We start from the raw sequence: 12,876 nt of genomic DNA on the forward strand, positions 1-12,876 counted from the left end.
CTATCAGCGCCGAGTTTATTTTTATGTACAAGCACTTTTTCACCATCCCTGGGTATGATGGGTAGTAACACTTAGGCGAAAGGGGAAAAGGTGATGAAACAGAGTAAAGAAGAGTTTATTAAGAATGAAGGCGCTGATTTCCCTGGGAAAACATATGTAGATTGTGTATTACAGCACGTATTTAATTTTCAGCGTAATTATTTATTAAAAGATATGTTTCAAGTGCATAGGGCACATATTACTATGTTAACTGAAGAAAAGTTAATGAAAAGAGAAGAAGCGAAAGTTATATTAACCGCACTTAAAAAAGTAGAGGGGATTCCAAAGGAGAAGTTGCTATATACAGAGCAACATGAAGATCTTTTTTTCTTAGTTGAACATTTGCTTTCTCAAGAAGCAAAGTGTGAATTTGTAAGTAATATGCATATCGGTAGAAGTAGAAATGATATGGGTGTAACGATGTATCGCATGAGTTTACGGCAATTTGTATTGCGGTTAATGGAACATCATTTATTGCTGCAAGAAAGTATGCTGGAGCTCGCCGGTGAACATATGGAAACAATTATGCCCGCGTATACACATACACAACCGGCGCAGCCGACAACATTTGGTCATTATGTTTTGGCAATTTACGATACGATGCAACGAGATTTAGAAAGAATGAAAAAAGCGTATCATCTTTTAAATCATTCTCCAATGGGGGCAGCTGCCCTTTCTACAACAAGCTTCCCAATTAAGCGAGAACGAGTGGCACAGTTACTTGGGTTTACAAATGTAATTGAGAACTCATATGATGCTGTTGCTGGAGCGGATTATTTATTAGAAGTTAGCTCGTTACTAATGGTTATTATGACGAATACGAGTAGATGGATTCATGATTTTTTACTATTAGCGACGAAAGAATATGATGGGATTACTGTAGCGAAGCCATATGTGCAAATAAGTAGTATTATGCCGCAAAAACGAAATCCTGTTTCAATAGAACATGCCCGTGCTATTACGAGTAGTGCTTTAGGGGAAGCATTTACTGTATTTCAAATGATTCATAATACACCATTTGGCGATATTGTCGATACGGAGGATGACTTGCAGCCATATTTATATAAAGGAATCGAAAAGGCGATTCGTGTTTTTTGTATTATGAACGCAGTTATTAGAACCATGAAAGTAGAAGAGGAAACGTTAAAAAATCGTTCATATAAACACGCGATTACGATTACAGATTTCGCAGATGTTTTAACAAAAAACTATGAAATACCATTTCGGCATGCACATCATGCAGCAAGTGCTATTGCGAATATGTCATTGGAGCAGAAAAAGGAGTTACATGAATTAAATTTCAAAGACATAAATGTATACTTACAAGAAAATTTGAAAGTAAATTTATTAGAAGAAGAGTGGAAAGAAATTATATCACCAGAAGCTTTTATTCAAAAAAGAAATGTATATGGTGGACCGAGTAAAAAAGAGATGGAGCGTATGATTAATAAACGTAAAGAATCGTTTCGAAAAGAAGAAGAGCTATTTGAGAAGGAAAAGAAGAGAGTGTTGCATGCTGAAAATGATTTGAACACATTAGTTTCAAATATTATTGAATCGTAAAAGAAGGATTTAATGAATTAATCGCCAATACTTAATTAAAATATAAATCGAGGGAAGAGATTGTCGATGATTCAATTGCATGTATATGAAGATGTTCTTCATTTCAAAAAGGATGTTATATCATTTTTAGAAAAGAACGAGCAGGAAAATAATTTACTATTAGGTGTATTACAAGTTGTTCAAGAGCCAAAGTTTATGGGGGTAATGAAACAAGGAGAAGAAGTTGTGACTGTGTTTCTTAAAACAGAGGAGAAACAAATTATTGTTGCTACATCTGAAATTTCCGAAGATGCTATAGTGGAACTTGCAAAGCAATTAACGCGCATATACCCGGATATTCCTGGACTGATTGGTAATAAGAAAATCGTACAGAAATTAGCGGAAGAGATTGCGATATTAGAACATAAAAAAACTACTGTTGTGATGGAGCAAGGTATATATGTATTAAAACAAGTAAAGAAAAAATGGGATAGGGAGGGTATTCTTCGGGAAATAAATCGTGATGAGCTACCGTTAATAGAAAAGTGGGTATATCAATTTTGTGAAGACGTGAAGCTCCCTACTACAAAAGAAAAAGCAAAACAAACTGCACATACATTAATAACTACAAATCGTCTATTTGGTCTGGAAGTGGACGGGAAATTAGTTTCTGTAGCTGCAAAAACGAGACCGACTACAAATAATATAACAGTCAATTTTGTATATACACCGAAAGAAGAACGGAAAAAAGGGTATGCTTCAAATTGTGTAGCCGCCCTCAGCCAACGAATGTTAAATGAAGGGTATAAAACAACTACATTATATACTGATCTAGCAAATCCAACATCGAATAAAATTTACCAGAAAATTGGTTATGAACAAATCATGGAGTCAGTACTTATATTTTTAGAGAAATAGAATGAAATGATTTATTTTAATTGAATATATATGAATGATAAAAAAGATAGTAGGGATTGATTATCCCTACTATCTTTTTTTTAACCGAGTAATAAATAGATAATCTGTGTTATTATCAGAATATTGATTGTTTTCTATCTCAGGATGGAGGTTATCGCAAAAAGTGCTATTAAATAGTGTTTTTGTTTTTCTTATTTAACTAAATTAGGCAGATTAGTTGAATGAGGAGAGTGTGGTGATTTTTGAAAAATACATATGCAAATAAAGATTTATGGAGGCAAGTATTTACAATGCTAAGTTATAAAAATAGTACAAGAGAAATAGTAGAGAATGGAACAGATACGGCAATAATTTCGGTTGGTGCAACAGAACAATTTGGTCCATATTTACCGATGCACTTGGATACATTGATAGCAGAGAAGTATGCAGAATCATTTGGAGAAGTTTTAAATGCTTACGTTTTGCCAACTATACCTTTTAATACATCGGAAGAACATGCAAACTGTAAAGGAACAATAACTGTAAGTCCAAATGTTTTAACTACAATGTTAGAGGAAATAGTATTTAACCTAAAAAGACAAGGGTTTAAGAAATTTGTGCTATGTAATGGACATGGTGGTGCATATTGGGAAGCTGCATTCGTTAAACATATGAATTATAAATATCAAGATATATTGCTAATAACTACGCATCGCCATAGGGCGTGGGAAGAATCATTGGCGGAAGCTGGCCTGGAAAACTTGAATGAGGTACATGGAGGATTATTATCTGTATGTACAGCAATGTGGTTATGTCCAGATTTAGTAAATCTTGAGTCTATGGGTTCAGCTGTTCCGAAAGAAAATAGAAAATTCGCAGACTATATTTACTGGGATAAACTAACAAAAGATGGGTGCTGGGGTGAATTCGAAAATAATGTGTATACACCTAAGCAACTTGCTGAAATTGGAGAAAGATTTTGGACCGCTTTTATCTCAAAAAGAGCAGAAAATTTAAAGTCAATACTTGAGGAAGCATATCATTTGAAAATGAAAAGATAAGGGCAGTAGTTGAAGAAGGAATAAATGAAATGGGGAAATTGTCTTTTTTCTTTTAATGAAATATTTATAACATAGTTGAGCACATTTAAATAAAGAATCCCGTATCGATAATTATTTAGTAGTTGTCGATACGGGATTTCAAATCCAATGCTCGGTCAAGAGTATGTGTATTTTATAAAATACAGCTCTCGTTATTCATCAATTCGAATAACCTCGCCTTGCGGGAAGTCTTCAGTTTCTAGTAAGTTACGAATAGCTTTCGCCACATATTCAGGTGACAGTAGTTTTCCTTCTTCTTTTAATGCGATGAAGCGTTCTAAGTTAATAAAGTCTTCCTTATTTGTTTCACGAATTTGTGCTTGCATATTTGTATCAACAACGCCAGGTGCAAAAGCGACAATTTTTACAGGACATTCTTTTTCTGCTTCTTCAGTAGCTACGCATTGTGTAAACATATTTACACCGGCTTTCGTTGTACAGTAAGCTCCCCATCCAAAGTAAGGATTTTTTCCTGCACCAGATGAAATGTTTATAACACGTTTATCTACTTTCCAGTCTTTCGTATGTTTCATGAAAGTGGAAGTAAGGATCATTGGTGCGATTAAATTAATATGAACGTTCGTAATGAATTGTTCACTTTCTGACTTTTCAATAGGTTTCATTGGTGCAAGTGTGCCTGCATTATTAATTAAATGAATAGATGAGACAGTGTCTTCTTCAATAGATGAAAAGATTTCGTTAAAGCGATTTTCTAAATTATGTACATCTTGAAGATCTATGGAATGGAAAATACAATTGCTGTTGTTTTGCTCTGCGAGTTTTGCAAGCTTTTTATTTTCTCTCCTAGAAATAGAGATAACGGTTGTATTTTCTTCTAACAATTGTACGGCGATTGCCTCACCTAAACCTTGTGAAGTTCCTGTTACGATAACGTAGCGCATAATGTAGCGAACTCCTCTCATATGTGTGGAATTTTGTTGGACAACGTATACAGTATAGCATCATTATTATTAATTCTTCACTTCTAACAACCGGTAAGATTGTTAAGTTTAGTATTTCTGAGGAGAGGGAAGATGAATATTCCTGTATGAAATGTACAAGTTCTCATAATAGCTATATGTTAGACTAATGAAGAGGAGTGGAAAATATGAGACATCAAATGGGACTATATAATGAACCTTTTCAATCTATTTATTCTGGCAAAAAAGTATATGAAGTTAGATTGTATGATAAAAAGCGTCAACAAATAAAACAAGGTGATGAAATTGTATTTACTAACCTTGTGACGGCAGAGAAAATTGCTGTAATAGTAACAGAAGTTAGGCGATACGAGAGCTTTAAAGAAATGTATGAACAAATTGATGAAAAATTATTTGATCGTGAAAATGTTAGTTTAGAGGAAAGGTTAGAAAGTACATACAAAATATATACGAAAGAACAAGAGCAAGAGTGGGGAACAATTGCAATTGGTATTAAGGTAATACTATGAGAAGAAATCGCGGTGCAGCCATAATTATACAGGATGGTAAAATCGCTCTTATAAAACGTGTTCGAGAAGGTGAGATGTATTTTGTTTTTCCAGGCGGGGGAATTGAAGAAGGAGAAACACCTGAAGAAGCAACGAAGCGAGAGGTTTACGAAGAATTAGGGATACATATACAAATGGGGCACCTTATCGCAACGGTGGAGTATAACGGTACCGAGTATTATTATGATGCCCATATTATAGATGGAATTTTTGGAAGCGGTAAAGGTGAGGAATTCAAACGGAAAGATAGAGGCAGCTATATTCCTTTATGGATGCCGGTAAATGAATTGGAAAATGTAAATATAAAACCTTATGAAGTGGTTGGAAGTATCTTCGATTATTATATAAGATAAGGTCTGACAACATACAAAAAAAACCATTGACATAGCCTTCTGATTTAAGTATTGTATTCGAGTATGTTTATAATCAGGAGGTTTATATGAGCAATCAAACTACTACACATCATGTGAAAATGACAACAGCAGATCCATCTGGAATTGGTCTATTTGGATTAGCGATGGTAACACTTGTAGCATCATCTCAAAAGTTAGGCTTAACAGATGGCGTTTCACTTGTATTACCATGGGCAATCTTTTTAGGAGGATTTGCACAAATCTTTGCATGTATTCACGATGCAAAGCATAATAATACGTTCGGTACAACAGCATTTGGTGCTTACGGCCTATTTTGGTTAGGTGTTGGAACGACTTGGTTAATTCAACTTGGAGTATTTGGCGAAAAATTAGCCCAAACTGCAGATTCAAAACAGCTTGGTGTAGCCTTTATCGGATACTTGATTTTTACGATCTTTATGACAATTGGTGCAATGGAAACACACAAAGTATTATTTATGATTTTCGTCCTTATTGATTTCTTATTTATCGGTCTTTCATTAAGTACTTTAGGTGTTATGCCGCATGCAATGCATAATTTAGCAGCGTATTCTGAACTATGTATTTCATTATTATCTTTCTATGGTTCAGCAGCAGCTGTGTTAAATACACACTTCGAAAAAGTTGTATTACCAGTTGGAAAACCATTTGGTATTTTTAAAAAGTAATAAAAAAGAACGGATGATTGTATAGTCATTTGTTCTTTTTTTTATGGAATTAAATAAAATAACAAAAAGTATAATTGAAATTGATTCTCATTATTAATATAATGAGAATGAGAATCGTTTATTGTAAGAGGGGGATGTCAAAGTGGCGAAAATTTTAATAGCGTATGCAAGTATGTCAGGAAATACAGAGAGTATTGCTGATTTAATTAAAGTAAGTTTAGATGCCTTTGATCATGAAGTAGTATTGCAAGAGATGGAAGGTATGGATGCTGAAGAATTATTAGCTTATGATGGAATCATTTTAGGATCTTATACGTGGGGTGATGGTGAATTACCATTTGAAGCGGAAGATTTCCATGATGAGTTAGAAAATATAGATTTAACGGGTAAAAAAGTGGCTGTTTTTGGATCAGGTGATACGGCGTATGAACTGTTTTGTGAAGCGGTAACGATATTTGAAGAACGTCTTGTAAAATGCGGGGCAGAACTTGTACAAGAAGGATTGAAAATTGAATTAGCTCCAGAAGATAAAGAAGACGTTGAAAAATGCAGTGATTTTGCAATTGCTTTTGCCGAGAAGTTCTAGGAATGGGAGTGTCAACGTGGAAACAATGTTAAGTGCAACTGCTATTACAAAGTTAAGAGATGGAAAGCTTTTGTTAGCTACTACATATAATGGTTTATTCATCGAAAAAGATGGAGAATGGAAACAGGTTTTAACTGATTTCCAAAAACGAATTCGAGATTTACATAGTGAAGGTAACGTAGTTTACGGAGTAGGAGACGAAGGAGTTTTTATTCGTAGTATGAATGGTGGAGAAACGTGGACGATCCAGCGCTTTCCAACGAAAGCAACGAGCTGGAATGTATGTAGTAATGAGAATGGAACAGTAATTGCTCATGGGGATAAAACACTGTATCATTCTAATAATTTTGGTGCCACATGGGAGACTATTCAGCCATTTCTTAATTACGGTAGTGAGGCACCCATCTATTCGATCATTATTTTTATATAAACATTACTTATTTATCGGTACGAAAATACATACTAAATATGGTGGTGTTTGGCTTTTTGATTTAGAGACACGTAAATTAAAAAGAATTAAAATAGCGATGAATCAGATGATTTCTGCGTTGACTATACATAATTCCTATTTAGTAGCGGCAAGTGGATCTTGCAGGGGAATTAGCGGGAATATTGCTTTTTGTAGAATAGATGAGAGTATCGAAAGTGATAAAATATGTTGGCATACATGTCAAAGTGAACAAAAAGCTAGTAGCTATTTAGACTTAAGCGTAGATCAACATGTGTTATATACAACGTCAACGCAAAATAAGGCGGGGATTAGCAATGTTTGCCGTGTGCTTCTTGAAGAAGGAATTGTTACAGTATGTGATTCGGTTAAAGGGCATGGTTGGCGCATTGTTAATGAAAAAGAAGGCTATGTTGTAGCTGGATCAGGTGAATTAAAAGCGATGCAGTGGAAGAAAAAAGCTGTATAGCTTTAAAAAAACTTTACTTTTATTATATTGATATGATATAGTTACTTTAAACCATTTTACTTTTAATAATATAGAGATTTAAATGAGCTGTAACTTCCGAGGAGGATAGCAATGTTAAATCTCCTTCGGGGGGTTGCAGTTTTTTAATTTATAGAGTATTATTGTAAAGTGGTTGAAAATGAATATGTACATATAGGTACATTGTAGGAGGATTTTTTAAATGCAAAACGGTAAAGTAAAATGGTTTAACGCAGAAAAAGGTTTCGGTTTCATCGAGGTTGAAGGCGGAGAAGACGTATTCGTTCATTTCTCAGCTATCCAAGGCGACGGCTTCAAATCTTTAGAAGAAGGTCAAGAAGTTACTTTCGAAGTAGAACAAGGTAACCGTGGACCTCAAGCAACAAACGTAAACAAGAAGTAATTATGAAAAAAAGAAGGGCTTGCCCTTCTTTTTTTTTGCGTTTTTTTTGATAAGTGAATGTCCTCCTATGTATATTTGTGAATAAGACTGAATTTTTGATTTATATTTAAGTTTATTAAATGTATAAACTGCATGTATAAATAGATACTGAAAATAAAGTGAAGCTGTTAATTAGGCTTTTCATATTAATAGGAATTAGAAAGAGGTATACAAATTGAAAAAGGCTACACATTTCATTGTGTTTGATATTGAAAGGAATTTTAGGCCGTATAAATCAGAAGATCCGTCAGAAATAGTTGATATTGGAGCTATAAAAATAGATGTGAGTACAATGAAGGTTATTGGAGAATTTTCAGAGTTAGTAAAACCAAGTGCCCCATTAACTCGTCATACAACAAAATTAACTGGAATTACAAAGAAAGATTTAATTGGTGTCGAGAAATTCCCTCAAATTATAGAGGAATTTATTCAGTTCATCGGAGAAGATTCTATATTTATTTCATGGGGAAAAGAAGATTATCGTTTTCTATCTCAAGATTGTACATTACACGGTGTAGAATGCCCATGTATGGAAAAAGAGAGCAGGTTTGATTTGCAAAAGTTCGTTTTCCAAGCGTATGAAGAATTGTTTGAACATACGCCAAGTTTACAGTTCGCAGTAGAACAGATCGGTTTAACATGGCAAGGAAAGCAACACCGAGCTTTAGCAGATGCTGAGAATACTGCAAATATATTTCTTAAAGTATATGGCGAGAGAGATATTAACAAACGATATAAAAGACATGGTGAGCTTGAACTTGTAAAGAACGGGAAACTAACAGAAAAAGCGAAAAAAAAGATGCGGAAATGGGTATTTAAAGAAATGAGAAAAAATACAGAGCGTCCTTTTGTATGGAGTGCATTCGAAAGTAGTGACACGTGGGAAAGTATAACGGAAAGATATTATATAAGTGAATCTGCAGTAGAACTTCTGAAAAAACACTTTCCTACGGCGGTGAGAAAAGCGGAGCGGCAGTTGAAGTATTTGGCTGAGATGAAGAAGCTGGAGAAAGAGGGAAAGGTAAAGTAAACGTATTACGGTATCTACGGCTAGTCCTCTTTTTATAAGGAGAATTTATTAGTGAGCAATGTAAAAACTCCTATTCCATTTATAGATATAGGAGTTTTTTAGTATTTACTTTTTAAGTGAGTTGATCACTCTTTATATTCTCGAATAAACTCACTGACATTATCTGAAAGAAGAAAATGTAAAGACGCCGTGATAGTAGATATATCCCAGTCCCACCAGGAAATTTGTTGAAGTTCTTCAATCACGTCTTGCAACTCATCCGGCTTCAAAAACTCAAATAGTAGAAAGTTTTAGTACCCATATACTTTTAGTGACCACCAAATAGATGCATAAATGTGACCAAAATAAAAGAGCGCTTGTTAAAAGCGCTCAGTAAAAAATAGTTATATGGAAGCATTTATTTAATATTGGAACCAAGAATTTTAGTACTGGATGTTTACAAACGTGGTCACGCTTGTGAACACATAATTGATATTATAAACACTTTATTAGTCACTGTTTATAAAAGAGTTCTATTCAATCCCGCTCGGATCATACTCATACTGTTGCTTCTTCTCAATCCGCTCAATCACGTCTTGCAATTCATCTGGCTTCAGAAACTCAATTGGAGAGAAGCCTTTCTCAAACGTAAGTGTATCAGCCTCAATCATTAATACATAGCGGTCGTTTACCTTTGCAATATGTATTAGGTCTCCGAAATCAGCCAGCAAAGCCTTCACAGAGATATGATCTGCTTTTAGCTTTAATTCCACCTCAGGGGCGTGCTCGACGATTTGAGCAGTAGCTTCCATTACTTCTTCTGTTGAAAATTGTTCCATAATTTCACGTTTCGGACTGGCAGCCCATACTTCCATTGCTTGGTCGAACTGTTCGCGTTCTTCTGTACCTTCTTCAAATACATCTTCAATTTGGTCGTATACCATGTCCATTACTTGTGTTTTCATAATTTCAGGCATAGAGCGTTCGTACTCGACGAATTTTAAGAAGTCCTCAAAGTAACGGGCGTGTGATGCTTGGTGTATTTTTAGTTCGCCAGGCTCCACCATACCTTCTTCAGGCATGTATGGATATTGGATAGATTTCATATTCTTTGTTGTGATGGCCATTTCAACGTTACGAATAAGCGTTGATTCATCAGAAATGGAAGCAACCTTTGGTTCGAAGTCACATTTCATTACGAATACGAATGGATCATCAAAGTATTTGCGTAGTTTTGCTTGAGCGATTAAAAATACACCACCACGTACAGCGCTTGTGTCAAGGTATGTATAAACGAGAGGTTCGCTCATATCTTTGAAGTTTTCTTTTGTTTCTGCAAAACGAATACGATTAAATAAGTTATAATGAGGGTTTGAATCAAGTTCGTGCCCTTCTTCTACAATAAAGCGACCAATCTTTGTTGGGGCTTGTTCTGTTTTTGCGTGACGTTCTACTTTTCGCTTTGAAATTTTTAATAATTCACCATTCAAAAATTCTTTTAAAGAGCTATCTTCATACTCTTCAGCATCTAATGTTTGAAAATGTTTATAGCGTTTATCAATTGCTTCACCTTTTCCTTCTACTTGTACTACATAAAAGGAAAGAAAATTTATTTCAAAATCCATATTTATCACCTTGTTTCATTTCATTAACTCTTATCAGTATAGAGATGGAAAAAACTTTCGTCAATTTATATAAGGAAGGGGGAGTCCCTTCCTTATATATTTGTTATTTTCGAAATTAAAATCCGTCTTCTAATGCTGAAAATGGTATGTTTAGTCTATTTTCTACTGTACGTAAACGCTGATTTAAGCGGTTTAATCTACGCGTATGACGCTCAACTGTGTTTTCTAGTTGACGTACTCTTTGCTCAAGCTCATTTACTCGTCTTTCTAATTGACGGTTTCCAGTACCAGGGAAAGAGATTGGAAGTTGAAATTGGCGATTTGAATCATATGGATTAATTTGCTCTGTTGGATCTATATATTGTTGGTATTGTGCCTGTAAATCATACTGAGGTTGGTAACCATATTGGTTATATGGATCATAAGGATTGTAGGGATACATAAAAACATCCTCCATTTCTTTATAATTAGGTTAAATTCACCATAATGTATGTGCAAAAGCGGAGTAGTGGCACGGCAAATACCTATATACGCTGAAGGGATTAATTGTTTTTACCTATAAAAACTCGGTTTAAGTTGTTTAATAATGATCACATATGAGAAATCGGTATTACGGTTTTTGAAGCATGCAGGTGAATAGAGAGGTGAAATGAAAGAGTTTTACATTTGTATTTCATCTGTCGAATGGTATATACTGGATAGAAATAGGTTGCATAAAAGTTACAATCTTATCAAACTCGAAAATTTATATAAATATGTATAGACATTTACAAAAGAAAAGAGTAATTTAAATAGAGTAAAAAACAACTTGTAACATTTTCTAAATATATTGTAAAATGATTGTAACAAAACATACATAAAATGAAATAATACATAAGAAATAATGTTGGGGAAAAGGAGAGAGTATATTGTTCCGAAAAATAAAGGGTATATTAGTAGGGGTGCTATGCGTAGCTGTAGTAAGTGGTTGTGGCACAAAAGTAAGTGATGTGGCATTAGTAAGTGATTTTGGTGGGAACGTTGTAGAGGCTAAGGCTGATGTACAGGATTCAATTAGCTTAGTGGATGGGCGTACTGGTACTGAAGTGAAAAAAATAGACTTATCGAGTTTAGGTTATTTTGAAGATGAGGCGAAATTCAAAAAATCGGTAACGAAGGTTGCAGGTGAAGTCGGGAAAAGCGTCGACAAAAAGATGGTCCCTTCACGTATAGCGCCTGATGGATCATGGCAAGAAGGAAAGCCTTCTTATGAATTAATGGAAAAAGAGTTAGTAGACAAATTATTAAATGTAGGTATGTGGGATTCTACTTATCAGTTACCAATTGTGGAGAAAAAACCTACTGCAACATTAAGTGATGCGCAAGGCAGTGGTACTGTAATTGGTAGGTATGAAACGAATTTAGGTGGTTCAACTGGTGGTCGTATTGAGAATATTCGTTTATCTGCTCAGAGCGTAAGTGGAGTTGTTTTAGCGAAAGGAGACCGTTTCTCTTTTAATGCACTAATTGGAGATACAACACCAGATAAAGGGTACCAATTAGGAAAAGAAATTGTAGATGGTAAATTAGTAGATGGTTATGGTGGTGGCGTTTGTCAAACATCATCTACTTTATTCAATGCAGCAGATCAAGCTGGTTTGAAAATGGTAGAGAGAACTACACATTCTAAAACAGTAGGTTATGTACCACAAGGAAGAGATGCTACAATTGCGTATCCATATTTAGACTTAGTATTTGAAAACACGAATGATGCTCCTGTTAAGCTTTATATGGGCATACAGGGCGGGAAGTTAGTTGCTGAAGTACATAAGATGAGATAAATATCATAAGCTATAAGAATAAAAGATTTGAAGCCGGTATTTCTAAGTTTGTTAGAAGTACCGGCTTTTTGTGTACAGTTTATTAAGAATAGTAATTTTGGTGGTGTATTGTTTGTATGTTCGAAAAAAGTGTAGATTTAATTCTTAGTTTTCCTATTGATATTGTTATGATTTAACTGTATTCTTCATAATAACAAATTAATAAATGGAAAAATTTATTAGTTTTTTATCAAGAGAGATGGAGGGACTGGCCCGATGAAATCTCAGCAACAGGCTATAAAAGTACTGTGCTAATTCCAGCAAACGTATGAGGCGTTTGGGAGATGGGGGAA

At 34.6% G+C, this 12,876-nt stretch carries 13 protein-coding genes, 1 pseudogene and 1 riboswitch; of the genes and pseudogenes, 11 read left to right on the top strand and 3 right to left on the bottom strand.

Translation table 11 applies throughout. The features are described 5' to 3' along the window. Positions 1-93: 93 nt before the first annotated feature. The 3 genes from argH (at position 94) to MR071_RS06385 (ending at position 3,539) form a co-directional block, all read left to right on the top strand. Positions 94-1,602 (top strand): argininosuccinate lyase, encoded by a 1,509-nt coding sequence (gene argH, locus MR071_RS06375; RefSeq protein ID WP_105585233.1) that lies wholly within the window; start codon positions 94-96, stop codon positions 1,600-1,602. Positions 1,603-1,662: 60 nt separating this feature from the next. After that, entirely contained in the window at positions 1,663-2,499 is an 837-nt protein-coding gene (locus tag MR071_RS06380; protein ID WP_242235432.1) for a GNAT family N-acetyltransferase, read from the top strand. Between the two features lie 242 nt (positions 2,500-2,741). After that, complete coding sequence (locus MR071_RS06385) at positions 2,742-3,539, top strand: creatininase family protein (protein ID WP_242235434.1); 798 nt, start codon at positions 2,742-2,744, stop codon at positions 3,537-3,539. Between the two features lie 191 nt (positions 3,540-3,730). Here MR071_RS06385 and MR071_RS06390 read toward each other — a convergent pair whose 3' ends face one another. Then, positions 3,731-4,480 (bottom strand): (S)-benzoin forming benzil reductase, encoded by a 750-nt coding sequence (locus MR071_RS06390; protein ID WP_105585231.1) that lies wholly within the window; start codon positions 4,478-4,480, stop codon positions 3,731-3,733. Positions 4,481-4,686: 206 nt separating this feature from the next. On the opposite strand from MR071_RS06390, the gene MR071_RS06395 reads away from it, so the two are divergent. From MR071_RS06395 to MR071_RS06425, 7 genes and pseudogenes are all read left to right on the top strand, one after another. Then, complete coding sequence (locus MR071_RS06395) at positions 4,687-5,028, top strand: ASCH domain-containing protein (RefSeq protein WP_105585230.1); 342 nt, start codon at positions 4,687-4,689, stop codon at positions 5,026-5,028. Continuing rightward, the gene (locus MR071_RS06400) at positions 5,025-5,420 is read left to right on the top strand and encodes an NUDIX hydrolase (protein WP_105585229.1); all 396 of its coding nucleotides are present in this window, start codon (positions 5,025-5,027) and stop codon (positions 5,418-5,420) included. Before MR071_RS06395 ends, MR071_RS06400 begins: the two co-directional genes overlap by 4 nt. Positions 5,421-5,506: 86 nt before the next feature. Continuing rightward, the gene (locus tag MR071_RS06405; protein ID WP_002199725.1) at positions 5,507-6,127 is read left to right on the top strand and encodes an acetate uptake transporter; all 621 of its coding nucleotides are present in this window, start codon (positions 5,507-5,509) and stop codon (positions 6,125-6,127) included. A gap of 142 nt (positions 6,128-6,269) precedes the next feature. Next, positions 6,270-6,713, top strand: a complete 444-nt coding sequence (locus MR071_RS06410) for a flavodoxin (RefSeq protein WP_001062757.1) — start codon at positions 6,270-6,272, stop codon at positions 6,711-6,713. A 16-nt stretch (positions 6,714-6,729) separates the two neighbouring features. Continuing rightward, a pseudogene (locus MR071_RS06415) lies at positions 6,730-7,630 on the top strand (WD40/YVTN/BNR-like repeat-containing protein). A gap of 220 nt (positions 7,631-7,850) precedes the next feature. Further along, complete coding sequence (gene cspB, locus MR071_RS06420; RefSeq protein WP_001179147.1) at positions 7,851-8,051, top strand: cold shock-like protein CspB; 201 nt, start codon at positions 7,851-7,853, stop codon at positions 8,049-8,051. A 214-nt stretch (positions 8,052-8,265) separates the two neighbouring features. After that, entirely contained in the window at positions 8,266-9,120 is an 855-nt protein-coding gene (locus MR071_RS06425; RefSeq protein WP_242235437.1) for an exonuclease, read from the top strand. Between the two features lie 512 nt (positions 9,121-9,632). On the opposite strand, the gene MR071_RS06430 is transcribed toward MR071_RS06425, so the two are convergent. After that, positions 9,633-10,724 carry a DUF3900 domain-containing protein gene (locus MR071_RS06430; RefSeq protein ID WP_105585226.1) on the bottom strand — a complete coding sequence of 364 codons (1,092 nt, stop codon included), beginning with the start codon at positions 10,722-10,724 and terminating at the stop codon, positions 9,633-9,635. 115 nt (positions 10,725-10,839) lie between these two features. Then, positions 10,840-11,166, bottom strand: coding sequence for a hypothetical protein (locus MR071_RS06435; RefSeq protein ID WP_142395794.1), 327 nt, complete (start codon positions 11,164-11,166; stop codon positions 10,840-10,842). A 466-nt stretch (positions 11,167-11,632) separates the two neighbouring features. Between MR071_RS06435 and MR071_RS06440 the strand changes: the two genes are divergently transcribed. After that, a complete protein-coding gene (locus MR071_RS06440) occupies positions 11,633-12,544 on the top strand; it encodes a VanW family protein (protein WP_105585224.1) in 912 nt (303 codons plus the stop codon). Between the two features lie 223 nt (positions 12,545-12,767). Then, a riboswitch (SAM riboswitch) is annotated at positions 12,768-12,874 on the top strand. Positions 12,875-12,876: the final 2 nt, after the last annotated feature.

This window comes from Bacillus cereus group sp. BfR-BA-01316 (genome assembly GCF_022664195.1).
In the GTDB taxonomy this organism is placed as follows: domain Bacteria; phylum Bacillota; class Bacilli; order Bacillales; family Bacillaceae_G; genus Bacillus_A.

Bases quoted from the DNA above. Each gene is read 5' to 3' on its own strand.
- argH (WP_105585233.1), top strand. From the start codon at position 94: ATGAAACAGAGTAAAGAAGAGTTTATTAAGAATGAAGGCGCTGATTTC.
- MR071_RS06390 (WP_105585231.1), bottom strand. From the start codon at position 4,480: ATGCGCTACGTTATCGTAACAGGAACTTCACAAGGTTTAGGTGAGGCA.
- MR071_RS06395 (WP_105585230.1), top strand. From the start codon at position 4,687: ATGAGACATCAAATGGGACTATATAATGAACCTTTTCAATCTATTTAT.
- MR071_RS06400 (WP_105585229.1), top strand. From the start codon at position 5,025: ATGAGAAGAAATCGCGGTGCAGCCATAATTATACAGGATGGTAAAATC.
- MR071_RS06405 (WP_002199725.1), top strand. From the start codon at position 5,507: ATGAGCAATCAAACTACTACACATCATGTGAAAATGACAACAGCAGAT.
- cspB (WP_001179147.1), top strand. From the start codon at position 7,851: ATGCAAAACGGTAAAGTAAAATGGTTTAACGCAGAAAAAGGTTTCGGT.
- MR071_RS06430 (WP_105585226.1), bottom strand. From the start codon at position 10,724: ATGGATTTTGAAATAAATTTTCTTTCCTTTTATGTAGTACAAGTAGAA.
- MR071_RS06435 (WP_142395794.1), bottom strand. From the start codon at position 11,166: ATGTATCCCTACAATCCTTATGATCCATATAACCAATATGGTTACCAA.